Source organism: Ruegeria sp. YTSC192 (assembly GCF_059609705.1).
On the sequence record NZ_JBXWMG010000015.1, the window covers coordinates 1 to 21,068 of the forward strand.

Consider the following 21,068-nt stretch of genomic DNA (forward strand, 5'->3'; position numbering starts at 1 on the left):
AGCTCGTCAGGCTCATAACCTGAAGGTCGTAGGTTCAAATCCTACTCCCGCAACCAAATTTAGAGCCAGATAACAAAAGCTAACAAGCCGCCCCCGGGCGGTGTTTCTATTTGCACCGCCACCACTGGAAGCACTGTGGAAGCAAACGGGATACCCCGGGTAGGGGCTAGGTCGGGCGCTTTCAACCTGTTTTGCAGAGTGTGATCTAATTGCGGTCTGCTCAACGATGTGAGTGACGTGACACCAATATACGATGGCGCATGCCTCGCAACTGTTTCTGTTTGCCCCCGACGGCCAGATGCGGACGTTCTGGCAATACGGAACCACCGGCGAAGATATCCTGACGGATCTGCGACGGGAAATCGGAGCATGATCGTGCGCTTGAAATCGGATGTGTCATTGCCACTGCCTGAGATCATCTACACAGGAATCTGACCCTTGAAAGCTCTTCTAACCGCATTTCTGACATTTTTGGCTCTGACTTCGTCGGGGTTCGCCCAGAGTGCCAAGATTGAAGCCATTGACCCATGGGCGCGCGCCTCGATCGGGGTCAATCGTCCCGGTGCGGCGTATCTGACCCTGCGCAATACGGGTGAGGACCCGGTTGTGTTGACAGGTGTTGCCACTGATCTGGCCGGGCGACCCGAAGTGCACAACACTACGACAGACGCAAATGGGGTCAGTTCGATGGCTCCCGCCGGTCCCATCGAGATCCCACCGGGGGGAGAAGTGACGCTGGAGCCCGGTGGGTTTCATGTCATGCTGATGATGCTGAAACGTCCCATGGCGGAAGGCGAGAGCTTTACCCTCACGCTGGAATTCGAAGACGGCAATACTCGGGATGTCGACATTCCGATCTTTGCCCTTGCGGCGCGAGGTCCAAAGAAATGATCTGGTTGCGCCGATCTGTCCTTGGCCTTGTGGTGCTGGCCGCAATGCTGGCTTTCGGCTGGTGGCGGACGGATGGCCCCGGCGCGCAGGATGTAAACGACCTGCTGCCACGCGCCCTAAGCGAGATGCAGTTTCGCCTGACGGATCACGATGGGGCAATCGTTGGCCCGCAATCTCTGATTGGTCAGCCGACACTGGTGTTTTTCGGCTTCACCTATTGTCCGGCGGTCTGCCCCACCACTCTGGCCGATATCTCGGGATGGCTGGATGAACTGGGACCTCAGGCAGAGGGCATGAATGTTGTCCTGATCAGCGTTGACCCTGAACGCGACACGCCTGACGCACTGGCCGAATATGTCACCTGGTTCCACCCGACCATTCGCGGCTGGACGGGTGAGCCGGATCAGATCGCACGCGCCGCAAGCGGGTTTCGTGCCGAATTTGAACGGGTCGAACTGGAAGACGGAGACTACACCATGAACCACACGGCGGGCGTGTTTGTCTTCGATGCGAAAGGCGCGTGGAGATCGATCATAGATTTCCACGAACCACGTGAATTCGCGGTGCCCAAGATCCTTCGCGCCATCGACCGCGCGCAGCCGGTGACGGGTTAGGCCTGAACAGACCCTCAAAAATACCTCATTCCGCAGGACACGATCATGCAAGAGACCAGCCCCCAATCATCGCGCCCGAGCGGTTGACCGGTTGCTGCGGCAGTGCGGCGAAAACCAGCGCGACCACGCATGATATCCCGGCGGCCTCCTGCTGTGGTCCGGCTGATATCTCGGCTCCGCGATGGAAGCGAGTTGACTGGCTGTTGTGGGGATTTCCGGGATCATTGCGCTGTCATACTTCGCAGCTTTCCTGATCAGCGTCCTTGACGAAGGACACCATTAACCCTTGGCGTGGGGCGCAAGATCAAAGATGTCGGCTGCCTCGCCCTTAGTCAGCGACCCAAGTCCGGGATCATACGAGATCGAGATAGAAAGCGCTTTTCTCATAAGTGGCCGTTCCATGAGCCAAATCGACCGATGCTGCAATACGCATAGATGCGCTTTTGCGATGTTGCTGTATATCGTCCTTATCCTACTTGGTGCACACGCTAAGTGTATGTGCAGAGGTCGAATTGACGACGCTGAACGGAAACACTTTTGCCTCGGAGTATATCGGCTTTGGACTTAGGTCGCACGAACTAGACGATGCACATAGATCAGATAGCTAGAAGCAGCTTCGTTCGCCTCTCGGAAATTGCAAAGCTCACTTTTGAATGTCCAGTTTGGGCTGTCTCCAGTCAAAAATGCAAGCCGCAGAAAATGGCGACACTGAGCCCACACTGTGAATTTCGTTTTCTCGCTGCATGCGCGCGCAGCACAATAAGTGCTGCATCTGCAAGCTTCGCAACGCTGCGATGTGGCGGGGATAACGGTCATTGATGCGCAGGGCCGCGAAGATTGGCGCCACAATTTACTGGTCGCTTACAAACTCTATTTCAATGGGATGCGCAAAGGTCTGCATGCCTGCTAACTTGCGGCGTCGGCCAATGCCTGATCAAGACTTTTGGTCACCTGATCAACGTCATCCATGGAAAGACACAGCGGTGGCACCATGCGCAAACATTGCTGGAACGGTCCGGATTTCGACAGAATGATGCTCTGGGAGCGACAGGCCTCGAACACCTCGGTGGTCATCTCCCGGTCGGGTTCTTTGCTATCACGATCCTTGACGAACTCCACCGCCAGCATTAGACCCTTGCCCCGCACATCGCCGATGGCTTTGTGTTTGTCTTTCAGGTCGTGCAGGCGCTCCAGCAGCTTACCGCCAACATTAGCGGCGCTCTCTTGCAGGCCCTCGTCGTGCATCACGGCCAGCACAGCGCGCGCCGCGGCGGCCGAGGTTGGGTTGGCACCATAGGTATGGAACATGAATTTCTCGGCCATCGGCTCGGCGATGTGCTTCTTAGCGACAACCGCACCGATGGGGAAGCCATTGCCTAGACCCTTGGCCATGACGACGATATCAGGCACCACGCCATCGGCCTCGAAGCCCCAGAAATTGGCGCCGGTGCGGCCAAAGCCCGACTGCACCTCGTCAGCGATGTAAAGCCCACCCGCTGCACGCACTTTCTTGGCAGCGCCGGACATGTAGCCTTTGGGCATTTCGATGATCCCGCCATAGCCCTGCACGCTTTCGACGAACATGCCTGCAACCTTGCCGGAGGTCGCCGTGTTGATGGTGCGGTCGATCTCATCAAGGTAAGGCTGTGTGCCTTCGCCAAAGATGCCACGATATTGGTTGGGTTCGGGCACGAAGGCCACGTTGCCGGGCATGCCGGGGTGACGCCATCCCGAGATGCCGGTGATCGACTGCGCCGCAGCGGTCGGCCCATGATAGGCCGTGCGCAGCGCCAGAAGGTCGAGATTGCCGGTATAGGTTCGCGCCATGGTCATGGCCAGGTCGACCGCCTCAGATCCTGAATTGGTCAGATGCACCACCCAGTCATAACCTTTGGGCATGGTCGCGGCCAGTTCCTCGGCCAGATGGGCGGGCATGGGGTGGTAGAACATGGTAGTGCAGTGGGTCAGTTCTTGGGCCTGCGCTGTCGCAGCCGCCACCACGCGCGGGTGCGAATGGCCGACCGAGATGCAGACATTCATGCCCAGCAGGTCGGTATATTTGCGCCCATCCGTGTCCCACAGATACTGTCCCTGCCCTTTCTGGAACACGATCGGTTCGCGGAAGGGGGTAAAGCGGGTCAGCGAGGCGGCGTAGTACTGATCACGCCGGGCTGCGGTGTTCGAGAAATCCCAGTCGGTGTGCAGGGGGTGATCAGTCATGTGTTTGCTCCGGCTGTCAGTCGTGAGTTGCTTGGATCGAAGGGGGCTTCGGGAAGAATGGTCGCAGTACGATGCTGGCCGAGGATCGAGATTGTCAGCCCGTCGCGCGCGGTTGCATCACGCAGATAGGCCAGCGCCAACACCTTGCCGGTGCGGTGGCCATAAGCGCCCGAGGTGGCGATGCCCACCGGCTGGCCGTCGTGCCAAATGGTATGGGCGTAGAAGGGATCAACCTCGCCTGCCTCAACTTCCAACAACACCATGTCCCAGGCGTTCTCGCGGGCCAGCCCCGCGCGCAGGTCTTTGCGCACGAAAGGCGTCAATCCGGCCTCAAGCGGGCTGCGCTCGGTGGTCAGGTCGCTGCCCCACCCGCGATAGCCCTTTTCCAGCCGCATCGAATTGGCAGCATAGGCCCCATAGAAGCCAAGGCCATGGGGTTTGGCGGCCTCTTCGAGCTTGCTGAAGAGCGCGACGGCCTGGTCGCGCGCTACATGAAGCTCCCACCCGCATTCCCCTATGTAGGAGACCCGCAGGGCGCGCACAGGGATCCCGGCAACTTCGGCTTCCTGTACAGTGAGCCAGAGCATGGCGGCAAGCTCTGGCAATACCTCGGGCGATTTCGGCCCCATGACGCCGATCACCGCTAGGTCTTCGCAACGGTTGGTGACGGTGACGTCGAACGCTGCGGCGATCTTGGTCAGCTGGTCGAGGTCGATTTCCTCGGCTGCCGCGGCTGAGGTCAGATAGGCGTGATCCTCGGCCAGCCGGGTGACGGTGAATTCCGACAAAACCCCGCCCGCCGGTGTCAGCGCATGGGTCAGACCGATACGCCCCGGTTTCACGGCGCGATTGGCCCCAAGCGCTTCAAGGAAGCCCGCGACATCCGGCCCGGTGACATCGAATTTCGAGAAGACCGACAGATCGGCCATGGCCACGCGGTTGGTGGCGGCGTCAACTTCGACGGCCACGGCATCGAACCAATTGGCGCGGCGGAAGGTCTCATCGGTTATGGCACCGGGCATATCGGTGAACCAGTTGGGCCGCTCCCAGCCATGGGCCGCGCCCATCACCGCGCCGCGTTCGACCATCAGCTCATGCAGGGGGGAAAGGCGCAGACCCCGCCCGGCGGGGCGTTCCTCATGCGGGTAGTGCACGCCGAATTGCAGGCCGAAACATTCAATGGCTTTGGCCACACGATAGTCCCGATCTGCCCACGACCCGAACCGGCGGCTATCTACCGCCAGAGCATCCATCGGCGGCGCGCCATGCGTCATCCAATGGGCCAGGAACCAGCCCGCGCCGCCGCCCTCCATCACGCCCATGCTTGAGCCGGTCAACAGCCACGCGTTCTGCAATCCATGGGCCGGGCCGATCAGCGGGTTGGCGTCCGGGGTAAAGGTAATGGGCCCGTTGATCACCGATTTGACTCCGCCAGTTTCCAGCGCCGGGATGCGCTCCATCGCGGCCATGATGATATGTTCCACCCGGTCCAGATCGGGCGGCATCAGGTCAGCACCAAATTCCGGCGGAACGCCATCGACGGACCAAACCTGCGCCTCTTTTTCGTAAGGTCCAAGGATCAGCCCATCGCGTTCCTGACGCACATACCAGCTTTCTTCCGGGTCGCGGATCATCGGCAGCTCGGGCAGGCCCCGGGCAATCCGGTCGGCCACCACGCCTACGGTATCGGTCACCAGATATTGATGCAGCACGGGGACCGAGGGGATGTTCAGCCCCATCATATGCCCGATTTCCCAGCCCCAGGTGCCCGCAGCGTTGACCACATGGGTCGAGGTGACCTCGCCCTTGGGGGTATCGATCAGCCAATGATCGCCCTCGCGCCGGATGGCAGTCACCGGGCAATTGCGCCAGATCTGCGCGCCGCCTTTGCGCGCCACATCGGCCATGGCATTTGTGGCAAGGGTGGGATCGACATGGCCGTCATCGGGTTCATAGATACCCCCCAACAACCCGTCGAGCTTTACGAGCGGGTGCAGCTCGGCAATGCGGTCGGGCGTCAGAACCTCAAGCGGGTAACCGGTGAACTCGGACAGGCCCGCGACATGGCGGAACTCGTCCATGCGGTCGGGGTTGCGGGTGATGCGCATCGCACCCGAGCGGTGAAAGCCGCAATCATGGCCGGTCTCTTGGGGCAGGATATCGCGGTAGAGCCGCACCGAGGTTGCCCGCAACTCCTGAATCGTCGGGTTATGGGCGAAATGGGTGCATAGCCCCGCCGCGTGCCAGGTCGAGCCGTGGGTCAGGTCGTTTTTCTCGACCAGCAGCACATCGGACCAACCGGCCTTGACCAGATGATACATCAGCGACACGCCCATGGCGCCGCCCCCGATGATGGTAACCTGCGCTTTTGTCATGCGCGCATCCTTTCGCCTGAGGGATCAAAGGGCGGACGGCGCAGCGGCTCTGCGCTGTAGTCCTGCCCGGCGACCCGGATCGTGAATTTCCGCTCGCAGGTCTGAGTGAGCGTCTCGCCCGGTGCGACCGCGACCATGGCAAAGCAGAGGTTCAACCCCGTGCGTGGCCCCCTTCCGCCCGAGGTGGTCAGCCCTACATGGCTGTCGCCTTCGAAAACAGGTTCGTCATGCAGCATCAGGGCCTCGCCCTCAACGCTCAGCAGTATCAGACGTTGCGAGACGCCTTCAGCCTTTTGACGTTCCAGCGCCGCCTTGCCTGCGAAATCCTTGGACCAGTTGATGGTGAAGCCAAGCCCCGCCTCCAGTGGCGTGATCTCTGGCCCCAGCTCATGCCCCCAATGTTTAAAGCCCTTTTCCAGACGACAAGCATCGAGCGCATAGTGCCCAAGGGGTTTCGCACCCGCGCCAATCAGCGCATCGAACAGCGCTGGGGCGTCAGCATTGGCAACCGTCAGTTCCCAGCCAAGTTCGCCTACGAAACTGACGCGGGTGGTCCGGCAGGGAGTGCCGTTTAAGCGGGCCTCGGCAGCATGGCCGAACGCCATCTCGGGCAACTGACCCAGGCTTTGCAGCAACGCCCGGCTGCCCGCGCCCATGACGCCGATGGTGCAGAAATCCTCGGTCACGTCGCGGAGTGTGACATCACCCGTCAGGTGACGGCGCAGGTAGGCAAGATCGCGGGCACGGGTGGCGGCGCCCGATGTCAGGTGGAACGCCTCTGCCCCCAGCCGCGTCACGGTCACATCCATCTCGATCCCGCCGCGCATATTGACGATCTGAGTGTAGACCGCACGGCCCTCAGGCACATCCATTTGCGCCGTGGTCAGGTGGTTGAGCGCCGCCAGCGCGCTGGGACCGGTGATGTCTAGCTTGGTGAAGGGCGAAAGCTCGATCAAAGCCGTGCCTTGATCCATCACTGCCGCTTCGGCCCGTGCCAGCGACCACCAGCCCTGCGCGCCAACGGAGTATTCCCGCGCCGCGCCGTAATAAAGACCGCGTTCCCATCCGGCGGTGAGGCCGAAATGTGCTCCTTGCGCGGCCCAGTGGTCATGCAACGCACTTTTGCGCAGCCCGCGCCCGGAATTGGGTTGCTTATAGGGCCAGTGCAGGTTGAAGAGGTCGGCGACGGCCTCTTGCATCCGATCGGCCATGTGCTTGGGCGTCGCGGTGGCGGGATCGACGCGGGCGATATCGACCTCCCACATATCCATCGGGGGGGTGCCATCAACCATCCAATCGGCCATCGCGCGGCCGATCCCGGCCGAGGACATCACACCGACCGAGTTCATGCCAGCGGCCACAAACAGCCCGTCAATCTCGGTCTCACCCACCAAGGGCCGCGTGTCGGCGGTAAAGCTTTCCGGTCCGTTCATGAAGTGCTGAATGCCCGTGGTTTCCAGCATCGGGCACAGCTCCAGCGCGGCTTCCATGAAGGGGGCGAATTGGTCCCAATCTTCGGCCATTTCCAGGAAGGGGCGGTCGCCCTCGGGGCCATAAGCATCCCAGCATTTGGCATCGGGTTCAAAGCCGCCAATCACCAGCTTGCCCGCGTCGCCCTTGATATAAATTCCCCGATCCAGATCGCGGATCACCGGGAAGGGATTGGGCAGGTCGGGGATGGCTTCGGTCACCGCATACATATGCTCGACCGCCTGAAGGGGCAGCGCCACACCAACGCTGGCGGCCAGCTCACGCGACCAGGCACCAGTAGCGATGACCACCTGATCGGCGCCCAGTTCGGTGCCGTCGTTGAGGGTGACGCCAGTGATACGTCCGCCCTCTTTGCGCAAGTTTTGAACTCCGGTGTTTTCGCGGATCACCACGCCCCGATCCCGCGCGCCCTTGGCATAGGCCATACACAAGTCGACCGGGTTCACATTGGCATCCTCGGGCACATATAGCGCACCGACATGGTTGCTCAGTTCCAGTTGCGGCAGAGGAACCTCGGAAGCTTCTATGACACGGGGGTTCAGGCCTTGCGTCTGACCCAGATCGGCAATCCGGCGCAGCTCATCAAGGCGGGCGGGCTCGCGAGCCAGCCAGTAGCCCTCGGTCTGACGATACCCTGTGGACATGCCGGTCTCGGCCTCAAGCGCCGGAAAGACCTCCAGCGCGGCCATAGCCAGTTGTGTCATGTTGGGTGTGGCGCGCAGCGGGCCGACAATGCCCGCCGCATGCCACGAGGTGCCCGAGGTCAGTTGATTGCGCTCAAGAAGCGTCACCTGATCGGCGCCGCGTTTGGCCAGATGATAGGCAATGCTGAGCCCGATGGCACCGCCACCAATGATCACGATGCGCGCCATCAGAAATAATCCCGGTCGGGCTGTTCGGCCTTGCGCATGGCGATGTAGTCGCGCAGCGCGGCGTCGGTTTCGGGGTCAAGGCCGGGGTCTTCATAACCTGCCAGACGCTCTTTCCAAATCCCGTTGGCGCGGGTGGCGGCATCTTTCTCGCCATCGGCATGCCATTGCTCGAACGAGTTGTCATCGGGCGTCCATGGGCGGAACAGCGCGGTCATGAAATTGGCCTGAGTATGCTCGGACCCAAGGAAATGCGCGCCGGGGCCGGTGGCAGCAATCGCCTCCATCGCCTGTGCATTCTCGCTCATGTCGATGCCGTTGAAGAAGCGCCCGATCTTGCCGCAGATATCATGGTCGAGGATGGTTTTCTCGAACGAGGTCACCAGCCCGCCCTCCAGCCAACCGGTGGAATGGTTGATCAGATTGGCACCCGCAAACATCGACATCATCAGGCCCCAGACGGCCTCTTGCTGGCTCTGTCCGTCGGGCAGTTTCGAGGCGCTGAGCGTGCCCACCGTGTGCAGCGGCACCCCTAGACGGCGCGCGAGTTGACCGGCGGCGAGAACCATCAGCCCGGCTTCCGGCGTGCCAAAGGTGGGCGCGCCGGATTTCATTGACATCGTTGATGCAAAGCTGCCCATCAGGCAGGGCGCGCCGGGATTGACCAGTTGTGTCAGGGCCATCGTCGCCATGGTTTCGGCCAACACTTGCGCCAGCGTTCCGGCCACGGTCGAGGGCGACATGGCCCCGGTCAGCACCCAAGGGGTACAGGCCACGGGCTGCCCGGCGCGGGCATAGGTTTTCAGCGCGCCTGACATATGGCTGTCCATCACCAACGGGGCGTTGGTGTTTGAGACGCAGTAGAGCACCGGGTTTTGGTTCACGAACTCTTCGCCAAAGACGATCTTGGCCATGTCGATTGCGTGACCAGCCCGCTCAGCGCCGATGAACGCCCCCATAAAGGCACGATCAGAATGGCGGATATGGCTATAAAGCATGTCCAGATGGCGTTTGTTCGCGGGTAGGTCCACCGGTTCGCACACCACACCGCCCGAATGGTGCAACCAAGGCAGTGTATGATGCAGCTTGATCAGATCTGTGAAATCCTCATGCGATGCATAGCGCCGCCCCCGGTCCAGATCATGCACGAAGGGCGGGCCCCATGCGGGGCAGAGAACGCTGGCATCGCCGCCAAGCTGGACGTTGTTGGCCGGATTGCGCGCATGCTGTGTGAACTGAGTGGGGGCGGTAGCGGTAATGGTCCTGCGACAAAAGCCAGGGGAGAAACGCACGCGGGTGCCGTCCACATCGCACCCGGCATCTGCAAAAATCTGCAGGATCTCGAGGTCGTCCTGAAACTCCATTCCGGTCTCGGACAGGATGGTATCGGCATTGGCCTCGATCTGCTCCAGCCCCGCCTCGCTCAGCACATTGAAGGTTGAAAGCCTGCGCAGGATGAAAGGCGTGCGCGGCTCCTGCGCTCCAAGATGATTGGCAGGTTTGCGGCGGCGAGAAGTGCGTTGACGTGTCATGCCAGAACTCTTGACCAGAGCTTGACACAAACCAAGAAAATACGACCAGTATAAACTATTCTTATACTAAGGATGCGTTATGCTGGATCGCCGGAAACTGTCACCAAGCCTGATGCGCTCGCTTGAAGTCTTCGTTGCAGTTGCGGAGACAGGACAGATGCGGGCCGGGGCAAAACTACTTAACCTTTCACAACCCGCAGCTTCGCAACATATCACAGCGCTTGAGAAGGCCTTCGATACCACTTTGCTGGATCGCAGCACCCGCCCGGCGCGATTGACTTATGCGGGTGCGCGCCTGCATGGCAAAGCCCAGAAAATTCTGCATGCCATGTCAGATATGGAAACCGAATTGCGCCATGTAGGTCAGAACCCTTTGACCCTTCTGCGTGTCAGCATGCAAGCGTCAATCGCAACTACACTGACACCGGCTTTGATTGATCTTGCACAGCAGGACTTTCAGATCGAAGACATCATGCTGCACGCCGGTCAAAGTGGAAATCACGAACACCTCTTGCGCACCAAACAAGCAGACCTGGCGATCACCTCGAACCCGTTCCTTGATATGGATGGGTTGGAGCGTCACCAAGTGCTGAGTGAACGATACCTGCTGGTGCTTCCTGAGACCTATGATGGTCCGACAGACACTCTTGAGGCGATTCAATCGCAGCTGCCGCTGGTGCGGTTCGGAGACACCACAAACGCGGGACGCCAGATTGCTCAACACCTGCGTCGACTCAGGTTCGAACCTGACAGAGTCATTCAGGCAGATCGCTCAAGTATGGTCACATCCTGTGTATCTGCCGGTCAGGGGTTTAGCCTGCTGACACCAACGCTGCTGATTGATGGGCTTGTGGAAAACATGAGGCTCAAGCTGTTGGAACTCCCCGTTTCCGGCCTCTCCCGGACTTTAACAGTGGTTGCTAGAAAAGGAGAGTTGCAGGATCTACCAAAGGTGTTTGCTGAGACGTCTGGCAGAATACTGTTCCAACAAATCGCACAGCAGATGGGTGACATCGCCGAGTTGAACGTGGATCGCGGGTGACACTGGCTAAACAGTTCAATCACGGCCTCTTCGCAACAATCTCTGCAGCGCAAGAGAGCCGATGCCACAAACGAGAATAAATGCCAAATCAGCCATAGTTCAAAGTTGATTGACGGCAAAGTCCCGCGTCTGGTTTATCGAAATAGGTTGTGGCGAAAGCTCGGTTTTGACTTGGGTCAAATCTCAACCAACAAACGTCCAGTTTGGCAACATCGGCTGCACTGCAGCGTGAATTGTGCAGCGCCTGCAAGTAAATGCTGCGTCAGCAATGGCCGCAGGCGCACAAGTCGGCTTTGTCCGCTCCTTAGAGTTTTACAAATCTTACAGTACCAAGACTTCAAAATCCCGATTTTTGGAGCAGACGGTTGCGTAGTACGATATGTCTTGGTCAAGACTCTGCAAAAAGCCAAAAAACCAAATTGACTCACAAATCACGTCTTCAAAAGAATTGCGCGAATACTACTGCTGCAATCGAACGTAGGCGTTGAAATCACAAGCCGCGCCATGATGGTAGCTGCATTCAGGCCCTTGTTCTGTCTGGAAGCTGGTGGTGCTGTCCGGGATGATTGCAATCGCGCACTGTGTCTCGTTGTAGAGATCATCGACCAGATAGAGTTGACCGGCATCATTGCGTGCCAGTTTCCCCTCAACGACACCAAGGCAACCGTTGGCCAGGATCGAAGCTGTCGCGCGCTTGCCTTGGATATTCACAACAACCGTTGTGTTGTACTCGGTGTCGCCGCGATAGGTTCCTTGTTGGAGTTCCTGCGCTTCAGCAACAACCGGTGAGACTATGGCCACAGCAGCCAATGTTTTCCAAAAATAGGACATCGTTACCAAACTCCCTTGGGAAAATGACTTGGGATGGCAGCTCTCAATCAAAGAAACCGCCACCTTTCTTTTTCTTCTTTTTGGGACCAAAGAGCGTCATTTCGGTATCGTCCTTTTCACCGAACGCCGTCATGATCTTCCCTTCTTTCTTCTTGGTGTCGAAAGGATTGGTCTTGGACAAATTGACTTCCATACCCATGACATCCGTCGTGGCACCTTTGTCTCCGAAGGTCACGCCACCAACCTTGTAGTTGAGGCCCCGATCCGTAACTGAGACGTTCTCGCCCAGACCCACGGTCAGTTCTCCGTCACCGGACATGTACGTGCCACCGATCTGGATACCCAGTGGATCCACCAGCCTGCCAGTCTGTACCGGGAAGTCACGCTTGGGTACGCTCTCCGCCTTAGCATCAGTCTTCAATGCCTCTGGAATACCTTCCTCGTTAGACGCACTGGCCCCATTGCCTTGCTCGGCCTTAAAGAAGTGATCATGGATGGCGCGAGCAGAGACCAGAACACCATCGTTCCCCACGTTGCGCATCATCACGGCCGGGTTGATCCCGATGAGGTTATCTCCTGAATCCTGTGCCTGAAGCTCAACGTCGACCATCGCTTCAGCAGTCAGGCTTGAGTACCCCTTGCCTTCAACACTCTCTGGCATCTGGATACCGGCCATACTTGGGCCCCAATACATGGCGCTGCCGCCGTTCAAATGGGCGTAATCCCAGTTCTCATCCAGATTGAGGTAATGGACCTCACCAGCAAGCCATTTGGCGTCTCCAAGTTCCTCTCCGGTCTCCTGAAGATACTCTTCGACAATCTTATGTTCATTCCATGCGACTTGCTTCCAGACATTGGCTGTCATCGGGGCATAGAAGGTGATGCGACCCACCTGAAACTTGGTGTCCTCTGTCTCCTCGATTGTGGGATACATAACGACCAAAGAGCCTTCTGGAACCACCATCTTGCGACCTGCATATGCGATAGCAAAGGAACAATCAGCAAAGAAGTATTCCCATTCGAGCCTGGTTGGTGTCAGCAAAAACTTGCAGCCCTCTGGAAGCCCTGACGGCTTGGTGGCTGTGTATGGTAGTCCTTGCTGAGCCGTACGCTTGCCGGCCCCTTGCGTGGTCCCAGCGGCTTTGTTCACCGATGACGAGGAACCCCCGTTCTGGGTCTTCATGGTGTTCACAACCCCGACCCCGGCCGCAATCAGCAAAACCACACCGGTCAGGAACGGCCACTGAATATCAACCCAGGTGTACAGGGCCAAAGCAAGCAGGCCGCCGACGATCCATGCGTGCAGAACTTTCTTCTCCTTGGCCAACCAAGCCAGGCATCCCAAGGAGATCACCAATAGTATCGTCAAAAACATGTACTCAGTCCTTAAAATGCGTCGCGAATAGTTCTTTGTGCTTCTTCTTCAGTTCATCACTGAAAACCGATGGGTCTTCCTGTGCGAGGCGGAGAGCAATGAATAAAGATCTGGAGAAATTTGTAGATTTTCCGGTGACAGACTGGTGGCGGAATTCGAACCACTTCGCCTCATCTTCCGTGTCCGGTGCATGACGCTGAAATACGTCCTCCATACCCCGGAACAATGCGACGATCCCCAACGATCGCGTTTGACCGTCCTCCAGGATGACACTGCGCAGATCACCAGCTTCATAGGATGCGAATTCCGCAGAAGCTGTCTTGTAGATTTCGTCTATGACAGATGTGTCTTCGGGGATTTCAACGGCCAGCATGTTGTAGCTGTATTCCAGCTCGTAGTCTTCTGGTGTTGGCATATTGTGTCCTTAAAACAAAAAAACTCGGTAGACTGAGCCGAGCTTAATGGGTTTCATTGTTGAATCAATATGTTTGTTTACAGGGACTTAATGCACATCCGAGGCGCAGACATAAGTCTCATTATGATAATACAAAAGAAAAAGGGAAGCTTGTGGCTCCCCCTGTTGCCTTTAGAAGTTCCAGTCTGCGTCTTCGGTCGCGACGGCCTTCCACGCTTCCTTGTTTACGTCATAGGGAAGGAAGAACTTGCCCCTGCCGTTGCCCTCATAGCGGTTGGCAACCAGCACGGGCACACCCGTTTTGTTGCGGTAAACATGCTGGCTGTCAGCCGTACCAGCTGTCGGGTGCCGAAGGTCGGGTAGCGCGTTCATGCCTGCACTCCCAGACGCTGGGCCAGTGCACGGGCGGCCTGTCCCTGCTGCACCCCGTTCAGATAGGCAAAAAGGCTGATGGCATCGCCGCCTTTGTCATCCGTCGCGAAGTCGGCCCAAAGACCATCATGATTGATGCAACCTACCTAAAAGTGCATCGCACGGCGTCCAGCCTGCGGCTGAAAAAGGGGGGCGGTCGACTGATCGGGTGTACCATGGGCGGCATGAATACGAAGTTGCACGCCGTAGCCAACAGTGTCGGACGCCCCATCCGCTTCTTCATATCCGCTGGGCAGGTCAGCGATTATACGGGAGCCAGGGCACTGGTGAACAGTCTGCCATCGGCTGATTGGTTGCCGGGTGATCGCGGTTATGATGCGGACTGGTTCCGCGAAGCGGTTTGTCAGGACCGACTTCGCTGAACAGATCACTTTGCGCCAAGCGGTCGATATTGGCTTTGATCTCTGCTTGCAGGCTTTCCGGGTAGCACGGCGTAGTTACTTCACTGTTACCTACTCAGAGATCAGGCCGGACCCTGAATGTGTAAGTCAATGAAATTATGTATTTTTCAGTTTTGGCTTGTGATTTGTCCCCGCCGCAGCCAGACCGTTCATGATCCTGGCGAACACACCCATATCGCTCCATCGCTTCCACCGGGTGTACAGCGTTTTTGGTGGCCCATACTCACGAGGAGCATTGGACCATCGCAACCCATTGCGGTTAATGAAGATAATCCCGCTCAAACCACGGCGATCATCAACTCTCGGTTTGCCATAGCTCTTTGGAACGTAAGGCTGAAGGCGCGCCATCTGTTTGTCAGTCAGCGAGAATAGGTTGCTCACGATACACCCCTCAAACTCGGGGACTTGAATCATGCAACCGAACTAGCGGCAACAAAATTAATGGATCCAGAACCTAATCCAAACATACGCAATTGAGAAAATCGTCAAAGTACTTTTATGAGCTCTGCACAGTCAATTATTCCTGATCCCATTCTCCATTCGGCGGGTGTTGCGCGGTCATCTCGTTTGGTATAACCGACAACTTTAGCTGAATCGCGAATTTTTTCAATTAGTTCAGCAGGTTTCAGGGCCGTTGGGCTCCTGCGCCTTCTTACAGCGGCGACGACTCCAGCAGCGACGGCACAAGCGCCGGAAGTACCAGTCAGCGCAGCGTGTCTGTCGTGGGTTTCGCAAAACCACGTTGGAGCACAGATATCTGGTTTTCGTTGGGTCTTGGTGCCAATAGGTAGCAGCCCAGTAGGTTCTGGCCCTTGAGAACTCTCTCCGATCCATCTTCCGGTAGCGTCCACTGCACCAACGGTAAGAACAGACGGCAAACCGTTTGATCCCATAATGCTTAGGAAGGGGCCTCGATCCATGTACCCGCTTCTCAAATCGGGCCAAAATTGACCACTGTTGCCAGCTGAAAAGACAACATCGACATTATTTTTTACAAGGAATTTAAAGAGTGATGACAGCGGATGTTTGTGGCTGTCCGCATAAGTACCAAGGGGGCGGTCATACTTGCGAGCCAGTAGACCCCAAGCGCACACCACAACCCATGCCTCGCCAGGACGTTCGCCTATCAATTTCCACAACCTAAGAACCATGTCGAGTACATTCCAAGTGTACTTACCGACATGATCAATACGATCAGGTAAGATGGGCGCATCGATAAGGTGTATATGCGGTGCGATCGAAAGAATGCTACGGGCCACAGCGTTAGCGTGTCTCCGGCTTTGCCGTGCGTATGTCGGGTTCCTATTAACCAAAGGACCTTGAAGAGAAATCAAAGGGTTAGAATACCCAATCGACTTCAAATAGTCTTCGTCCAAACCCCCATCCACAATCACGACATTCACGCGTTGTGCACCCGAAGAGGCAAAGTTTCGGATTGCAGAGGCATCTATCAGATTCTCGGCGCCAAACCGGTCAAATGAGGCAGGTCCGGGCGGAATGTTACGCCGTCCGTTGTAATCTGCAAAATCGATCGGCGCATCAATTCCAACCAAGAACTCACCCGCGACGGTGACTCCTCCGGACACCGTCACGTCCGGTGCAATGATTTGGCCATCAATTAGAAACCTGTTGAAAACGTTGCGCACCTCGTCCTCAGTTGCTGGTGCGACGACAAAGTCTTCCGTTTCTGCGATAAGCAATTCTGCCCGCTCGAGATTGTCAATCCAGTCGATAATATCTGGGTCAGAGATTCCCCGCCAAATGATGTATCTGTTAATCTGGGACATGGCCGTGGCCTCACAAATGAGCGGAATTTAAGCTCTGGTCGAAAAATCCTTGAAATTAGTGTAAAGAAAAGAGGTCTGTTTATCAATTTTTGGCCCGTAAGCGGATATGGTTGAGCAAACGCTACTTAGCTGGAACACAGAATCTGCGGCTCAAGATCCTGCAAAAAGACTTGCGGCGATCATGTTTGCGGATGCCGTTGGTTTTACCTCGTGGACATCCAAAAATGAAGATCACGCTTTTGCGGTGCTTGATGATTTCTTGACGTCCATAGCATATCCGATGTTGGAGCAACTTGATGCAAAAACACGGAAAAACTTGGGCGATGGGTTGCTTGCGACGTTCAAAAGCGTGAAGTCAGCCGTAGCCTTTGCTGAGAATATTCATAAGGTCTTGATTGCAGATCGGTCATCAGGCCATCCCCGATGGAACGGGTTGAGGTTTCGTATAGGAATTAATTTTTCTACTGTTCTGTTTACTGACGATGACGTCTTCGGCGATGGCGTGAATTTGGCCAAACGCTTACAAGAAACCGCAGCAGCAGATTCTGTGATTCTATCTCACGCTGCCTGTGAGTTCATCCGCGAGTCGCGTTCGTCAGAGGTTCGCGACCTCGGGTTCATTGCTCTTAAGGGTTTTGAAAGACCAGTACGCGCGTATGCTCTGAACTCGGATCTGGAAACAGCCACGAGCGGGTCACGCGCGGGAGATGAAATACCATCCATTGCAATAATGCCATTTGAGAGTCTCGGCGCAACGGACGAAGACAGATACTTCTCAGATGGGCTTGTCGAGGACTTAATTAGTTCCCTTTCCGGTTTGCATGAAATGGTGGTGATTGCGAGAGCGTCCACCCTCGGTTTTCGGGATTGCCAGATCGATCCAAGGGAGGCGCGGCGCGTTCTGGGTGTGCGTTATGTTCTTCAGGGTACCTTTAGACGCCAAAATAAGAAGATAAGGTTATCGGTGACTTTAAGTGAATCCGAGAGCGGCGCGACCATGTTGTCAAAACGTTCCGAGATTGAGCAGGATCAAATTTTTGATCAACAAGATCAGCTGGTGGCGGAAATTATTGCGAATATTGCTCCGCATGTGCGCCACGCCGAATTGGACCGTGCGCTCCGTAAGCCTGCCGAAGTGTTCTCGGCCTATGACTGTCAGCTCAAAGCATTGGACTTGATGAGGCATTTGACGCGTGAAAGTTATACAGAAGCGCGCGCGTTTCTGGATCAGGCAATTGTAGACGACCCAAACTTTGCGGCAGCGCATTGTTGGCGTGCCGCTTGGTGGATCATGATGGTTGTTCAGGGATGGGTTCAAGACCGTGATTTTGCAACATCCGCCGCAGAAAAAGATGCGAAACGCGCGGTGGAACTAGATGACACAAATGCACAAGCGATTGCGGTCCTTGCTCAAACCAAGGCGTTTATGCTCGGCGATCACGAGGCGGCTTTGGCCCTGATGGAGCGGGCTAGGCACATCGGACCTGGAAACACTTTTGTGCTCATGATTTCTGCTGGAACCATGGCGTATGTTGGTCGCGGACAAGATGCGGTGAAGTACGCTGAACAGGCACATCAACTTATACCACTCGACCAAATCCCGTTTCGGGAGTTTGATTGGCTTTCGATTGCACATTATTCGGCCGGAAACTACGCGCGCGCTGCGTACTGGGCCCGCCGAGCTCTTGATGAACAAGCCGGGCACCTACCATCGTTGCGATTGCTGGCGGCTTCGCTTGCTGCAGAGGGCGATTCAACTGAAGCAAAAGACGCGGCAGACACTTTGTTGCAGTACGCTCCTGCTTTCCGCGTAGATGAATACGCAACGGCGCATTCAACATTTGCAGACGAACAGCTTCAACTGGCATGGTTAGAGCACCTTCGCGCGTCTGGACTACCGAATTAGGCGAGTTTTTATCAGTTTTTTTAAGGGGGAAGTAAAATGCACAATTCCAATAACTCTAATAACTCCAACAATTCCAATAACTCCAATAATTCGAACAACTCCAACAATTCGAACTCCTCGATGACGGGGTCTGCCGGCGGTGCTGGCGGTGGGAGGGTGCTGGGGATAACCGCAGATATCCTGCCCTCTAATGATCCAAAATCGAAAAATCCGAACCTTTGGTGGTGGCGTGGGCAGTCTTGGCCTCACGTCGATCCGAAAATTACCCACCGAACAGGTGGTGATATTAATACGGATCGCCCCCTGCATCTGCACGAGTTTTATAACTTAAAGATTGTCGGATCTTGGACTGATGCGCATTGGGCTCCATACAACTACGCCCGCAGTTTGCTACCTGAATTTGATCGGGCAATTCAGGCGTGGGCTCCGGTCTCAGGTCGGCCTGATAAGCTTGGTTTTCCCGCCTCCCAGGCTGGTCCGTTTAAGTTCGATCCGGTCGCTCTGGCTGATGCACCCTATGAAGAACTGCGGGCTTGGCCTGATCCAACACTGATTGGTATGCCAATCCTCCTTGATCAGGAGCTTGTCGAATTGGTCGGCCTCATTGAGTACCGGGCAGGGGTTTTGGATGAGGCGCTTGAGCAGGCGGTTTCGATCGACCAGTGTTTCAGCGGGATCATAACCTTCAATCGCATCACCCATCCCTACACCGCAAAGTTGGTGGCGTTCGCAATCGAAGCTGGTACTCACTTAGCCATGCTGTTCAAGGCATTTTACAATCGCCCGCGCCCTTCGCAGTTGTGCCCAACCCTGATGCCACCTATCGATCCACCGGAGCATTCTTCCTTCCCAAGCGGGCACGCAACTCAAGCGTGGCTAACAGCGCTGCTACTTAATGCAGCCATGGCGGAAAAACTGGAGCCTACCCCGATCCTTAACGTCACGATCTCGCCGGGACGGGTAAATCCACTCTTTGACATGGCACACCGGATTTCCAGAAATCGTGAGATTCTTGGATTGCATTTTCCCTCCGACAGTGAAGCCGGTCGGCGGTTGGCGCACGCCGCATATGCGTCGATCATTCGTAGTGCTGGTCGTATTGGTGAACTTATGACAAATGCGCGACGGGAATGGGACGCCGGGCCAATGTCCCAGCCGCGCAAGCCATGGCCATAGCGACAAAGCGTACTTAGGAAGTGGCATCACTGACCGCAACTTAATATTTGTTTTTGACGACGGTGACGCAAGTAGCGGCTAGTTTGGATTGTGGGAGAACTGTCGTCATACGGCTCAGCTTGGGCAAAACTAGGCCAACTCGCTATAGGTTTTTGTTAAACAATGACCTTTGGGCGAGGCAGCGCTTTCCTTCCGACCTGATAGTTCAATCACCCGCAGTTTACTCTGTTGTTAATTGCCATGCTTTCTTCCTCAGAGGAAATAACTCTGCCACAGCCTCCCGCTGCCGTAGTCCATCCCCGCTGGAAGCCACGGACGTGATCCATCTGCCGATCTTCTAGTCAATCTGCCAACTCACCCGAGATGTAACTCGACCTGTTGTCACTAAGCAGCAGCGGCTTGTGCAGAACTGTCGCCTGCGGTTCTTGTCGCGTTGGAGGAATCCTCTTGAATCAAGCTCTGCACCAGCGTCGTCAATACGGAGTAATAGCCGACAAATCGTCGTGAAACTCCGATGTTTCGTCAATCTGTCCTCTGCAGAATGACGATGTTCTCCGCCACTCTGGATTGAAAACCAGAATGAGGAGGCGCGTTATGAGCTGGAAAATTTGCATCGTCGGGGCTGGCAAGATCGGACAGATGATTGCCATGCTGTTGAAGGGGTCGCCAAACTATAGCGTTACGGTTGCGGATCATGATCTCAAGGCCTTGGGCGATATTGCCAAAATGGGCGTGGCGACCAAGCAGATTGACGCCTCGGATATTGAAGGTCTGTCGCAAGGGCTAAAGACGTTTAACGCGGTGATCTCAGCCGCTCCGTTCTTTTTGACACCGAATATCGCGCAAGCCGCCCAGCAGGCCGGGGCGCATTATTTTGATCTGACCGAAGACGTCGCGGCCACGAATGCCGTGCGCGCTCTGGCGGAAAACAGCAAGACCGCTTTCATGCCGCAATGCGGGTTGGCGCCCGGTTTTGTCGGGATCGCGGGGGCATCGCTGGCGGCTGAGTTTGATGAGATCGACAGCCTGCATATGCGGGTCGGGGCCTTGCCTCTCTTTCCGACCAACGCGTTGAAATACAACCTGACCTGGTCGACCGATGGGTTGATCAACGAATACTGCAACCCGTGCGATGCCATCGTGAACGGCGAACGGGTGAAGACCGCCCCGCTGGAAGACTATGAAGTTCTGGGCCATGACGGGGTGGAGTATGAATGTTTCAACACCTCAGGCGGTCTTGGAACCCTTCCCGAAACTCTCGAGGGCAAGGCACGGGCGGTGTCCTATCGTTCAATCCGGTATCCGGGTCATTGCGACATCCTGAAACTGTTGTTGAACGATCTGGGGCTGGGTCAACGCCGCGATCTTCTGAAAGGGATTTTTGAGGCCGCCCTGCCGCGCACCGATCAGGATGTTGTGCTTGTCTATTGCACCGCCAGGGGCAGAATCGACGGTACGCTGCGCGAAAAATCCCTGATCAACAAAAGCTTCGCGCGCGAGATCAACGGACAGGTCTGGAGCGCAATTCAGGTCACCACTGCAGCGGGCGTTCTGGGCGTGGTTGATCTGATGCGTACGGGCGTTCTGCCCTCGACCGGTTTTGTCCGGCAAGAGCAGGTGAAGCTGTCCGACTTCCTGAACACCGAATTTGGCCAGCTCTACCGGGCGGGCGACGTAACCCCACAGAACAAGGCGGCGTAAAAGATGAAAG

Annotated in this window: 16 protein-coding genes and 2 pseudogenes; 8 read left to right on the forward strand and 10 right to left on the reverse strand. The window is 56.5% G+C overall.

Annotation, left to right across the window (positions count from 1 at the left end; genetic code table 11):
• The first annotated feature begins 253 nt into the window (after positions 1–253).
• From AC2FD8_RS18125 to AC2FD8_RS18135, 3 genes are all read left to right on the forward strand, one after another.
• Positions 254–373 carry a hypothetical protein gene (locus tag AC2FD8_RS18125; RefSeq protein ID WP_496858608.1) on the forward strand — a complete coding sequence of 40 codons (120 nt, stop codon included), beginning with the start codon at positions 254–256 and terminating at the stop codon, positions 371–373.
• 65 nt (positions 374–438) lie between these two features.
• On the forward strand, positions 439–891 hold the full coding sequence (locus AC2FD8_RS18130; RefSeq protein WP_496858606.1) for a copper chaperone PCu(A)C: 453 nt from the start codon (positions 439–441) through the stop codon (positions 889–891).
• Complete coding sequence (locus AC2FD8_RS18135; protein WP_496858604.1) at positions 888–1,505, forward strand: SCO family protein; 618 nt, start codon at positions 888–890, stop codon at positions 1,503–1,505. The genes AC2FD8_RS18130 and AC2FD8_RS18135 overlap by 4 nt, the downstream gene beginning before the upstream one ends.
• Positions 1,506–2,411: 906 nt before the next feature.
• Here AC2FD8_RS18135 and AC2FD8_RS18140 read toward each other — a convergent pair.
• From AC2FD8_RS18140 to AC2FD8_RS18155, 4 genes are read right to left on the reverse strand one after another with little or no spacing between them, the layout of a single operon-like run.
• Complete coding sequence (locus tag AC2FD8_RS18140; protein ID WP_496858602.1) at positions 2,412–3,725, reverse strand: aspartate aminotransferase family protein; 1,314 nt, start codon at positions 3,723–3,725, stop codon at positions 2,412–2,414.
• Positions 3,722–6,100 (reverse strand): GcvT family protein, encoded by a 2,379-nt coding sequence (locus AC2FD8_RS18145; protein WP_496858600.1) that lies wholly within the window; start codon positions 6,098–6,100, stop codon positions 3,722–3,724. The genes AC2FD8_RS18140 and AC2FD8_RS18145 overlap by 4 nt, the downstream gene beginning before the upstream one ends.
• Positions 6,097–8,463 (reverse strand): GcvT family protein, encoded by a 2,367-nt coding sequence (locus AC2FD8_RS18150; RefSeq protein WP_496858598.1) that lies wholly within the window; start codon positions 8,461–8,463, stop codon positions 6,097–6,099. Before AC2FD8_RS18150 ends, AC2FD8_RS18145 begins: the two co-directional genes overlap by 4 nt.
• The gene (locus AC2FD8_RS18155) at positions 8,463–9,992 is read right to left on the reverse strand and encodes a trimethylamine methyltransferase family protein (RefSeq protein WP_496858596.1); all 1,530 of its coding nucleotides are present in this window, start codon (positions 9,990–9,992) and stop codon (positions 8,463–8,465) included. The genes AC2FD8_RS18150 and AC2FD8_RS18155 overlap by 1 nt, the downstream gene beginning before the upstream one ends.
• 79 nt (positions 9,993–10,071) lie before the next feature.
• Between AC2FD8_RS18155 and AC2FD8_RS18160 the strand changes: the two genes are divergently transcribed.
• Positions 10,072–11,034: a LysR family transcriptional regulator gene (locus AC2FD8_RS18160; protein ID WP_496858595.1), complete on the forward strand. Its 963-nt coding sequence runs from the start codon at positions 10,072–10,074 to the stop codon at positions 11,032–11,034.
• Positions 11,035–11,493: 459 nt separating this feature from the next.
• On the opposite strand, the gene AC2FD8_RS18165 is transcribed toward AC2FD8_RS18160, so the two are convergent.
• From AC2FD8_RS18165 to AC2FD8_RS18180, 4 genes are all read right to left on the reverse strand, one after another.
• A complete protein-coding gene (locus AC2FD8_RS18165) occupies positions 11,494–11,928 on the reverse strand; it encodes a hypothetical protein (protein ID WP_496858593.1) in 435 nt (144 codons plus the stop codon).
• Complete coding sequence (locus tag AC2FD8_RS18170) at positions 11,909–13,240, reverse strand: hypothetical protein (protein ID WP_496858591.1); 1,332 nt, start codon at positions 13,238–13,240, stop codon at positions 11,909–11,911. Before AC2FD8_RS18170 ends, AC2FD8_RS18165 begins: the two co-directional genes overlap by 20 nt.
• A gap of 4 nt (positions 13,241–13,244) precedes the next feature.
• Complete coding sequence (locus tag AC2FD8_RS18175; RefSeq protein WP_496858589.1) at positions 13,245–13,655, reverse strand: hypothetical protein; 411 nt, start codon at positions 13,653–13,655, stop codon at positions 13,245–13,247.
• Between the two features lie 171 nt (positions 13,656–13,826).
• Positions 13,827–14,027, reverse strand: coding sequence for a hypothetical protein (locus AC2FD8_RS18180; RefSeq protein ID WP_496858612.1), 201 nt, complete (start codon positions 14,025–14,027; stop codon positions 13,827–13,829).
• Between the two features lie 119 nt (positions 14,028–14,146).
• Between AC2FD8_RS18180 and AC2FD8_RS18185 the strand changes: the two are divergent.
• A pseudogene (locus tag AC2FD8_RS18185) lies at positions 14,147–14,428 on the forward strand (transposase); the annotation flags it as partial.
• 177 nt (positions 14,429–14,605) lie between these two features.
• Here AC2FD8_RS18185 and AC2FD8_RS18190 read toward each other — a convergent pair.
• A pseudogene (locus tag AC2FD8_RS18190) lies at positions 14,606–14,869 on the reverse strand (transposase); the annotation flags it as partial.
• Between the two features lie 104 nt (positions 14,870–14,973).
• Positions 14,974–16,275: a S8 family serine peptidase gene (locus tag AC2FD8_RS18195; RefSeq protein ID WP_496858587.1), complete on the reverse strand. Its 1,302-nt coding sequence runs from the start codon at positions 16,273–16,275 to the stop codon at positions 14,974–14,976.
• Positions 16,276–16,381: 106 nt separating this feature from the next.
• Between AC2FD8_RS18195 and AC2FD8_RS18200 the strand changes: the two genes are divergently transcribed.
• The 3 genes from AC2FD8_RS18200 to AC2FD8_RS18210 all read left to right on the forward strand — a co-directional run bounded on the left by AC2FD8_RS18200 (position 16,382) and on the right by AC2FD8_RS18210 (position 21,058).
• Positions 16,382–18,181: an adenylate/guanylate cyclase domain-containing protein gene (locus tag AC2FD8_RS18200; protein WP_496858585.1), complete on the forward strand. Its 1,800-nt coding sequence runs from the start codon at positions 16,382–16,384 to the stop codon at positions 18,179–18,181.
• Positions 18,182–18,217: 36 nt separating this feature from the next.
• Entirely contained in the window at positions 18,218–19,357 is a 1,140-nt protein-coding gene (locus tag AC2FD8_RS18205; RefSeq protein WP_496858584.1) for a phosphatase PAP2 family protein, read from the forward strand.
• A 594-nt stretch (positions 19,358–19,951) separates the two neighbouring features.
• Entirely contained in the window at positions 19,952–21,058 is a 1,107-nt protein-coding gene (locus AC2FD8_RS18210) for a saccharopine dehydrogenase family protein (protein WP_496858582.1), read from the forward strand.
• Positions 21,059–21,068: the final 10 nt, after the last annotated feature.

What these genes read in the sequence shown, in the direction of transcription:
- AC2FD8_RS18125 (WP_496858608.1), top strand. Translation starts at nt 254, where the DNA reads ATGGCGCATGCCTCGCAACTGTTTCTGTTTGCCCCCGACGGCCAGATG.
- AC2FD8_RS18135 (WP_496858604.1), top strand. Translation starts at nt 888, where the DNA reads ATGATCTGGTTGCGCCGATCTGTCCTTGGCCTTGTGGTGCTGGCCGCA.
- AC2FD8_RS18140 (WP_496858602.1), bottom strand. Translation starts at nt 3,725, where the DNA reads ATGACTGATCACCCCCTGCACACCGACTGGGATTTCTCGAACACCGCA.
- AC2FD8_RS18145 (WP_496858600.1), bottom strand. Translation starts at nt 6,100, where the DNA reads ATGACAAAAGCGCAGGTTACCATCATCGGGGGCGGCGCCATGGGCGTG.
- AC2FD8_RS18150 (WP_496858598.1), bottom strand. Translation starts at nt 8,463, where the DNA reads ATGGCGCGCATCGTGATCATTGGTGGCGGTGCCATCGGGCTCAGCATT.
- AC2FD8_RS18155 (WP_496858596.1), bottom strand. Translation starts at nt 9,992, where the DNA reads ATGACACGTCAACGCACTTCTCGCCGCCGCAAACCTGCCAATCATCTT.
- AC2FD8_RS18160 (WP_496858595.1), top strand. Translation starts at nt 10,072, where the DNA reads ATGCTGGATCGCCGGAAACTGTCACCAAGCCTGATGCGCTCGCTTGAA.
- AC2FD8_RS18170 (WP_496858591.1), bottom strand. Translation starts at nt 13,240, where the DNA reads ATGTTTTTGACGATACTATTGGTGATCTCCTTGGGATGCCTGGCTTGG.
- AC2FD8_RS18175 (WP_496858589.1), bottom strand. Translation starts at nt 13,655, where the DNA reads ATGCCAACACCAGAAGACTACGAGCTGGAATACAGCTACAACATGCTG.
- AC2FD8_RS18180 (WP_496858612.1), bottom strand. Translation starts at nt 14,027, where the DNA reads ATGAACGCGCTACCCGACCTTCGGCACCCGACAGCTGGTACGGCTGAC.
- AC2FD8_RS18195 (WP_496858587.1), bottom strand. Translation starts at nt 16,275, where the DNA reads ATGTCCCAGATTAACAGATACATCATTTGGCGGGGAATCTCTGACCCA.
- AC2FD8_RS18200 (WP_496858585.1), top strand. Translation starts at nt 16,382, where the DNA reads ATGGTTGAGCAAACGCTACTTAGCTGGAACACAGAATCTGCGGCTCAA.
- AC2FD8_RS18205 (WP_496858584.1), top strand. Translation starts at nt 18,218, where the DNA reads ATGCACAATTCCAATAACTCTAATAACTCCAACAATTCCAATAACTCC.
- AC2FD8_RS18210 (WP_496858582.1), top strand. Translation starts at nt 19,952, where the DNA reads ATGAGCTGGAAAATTTGCATCGTCGGGGCTGGCAAGATCGGACAGATG.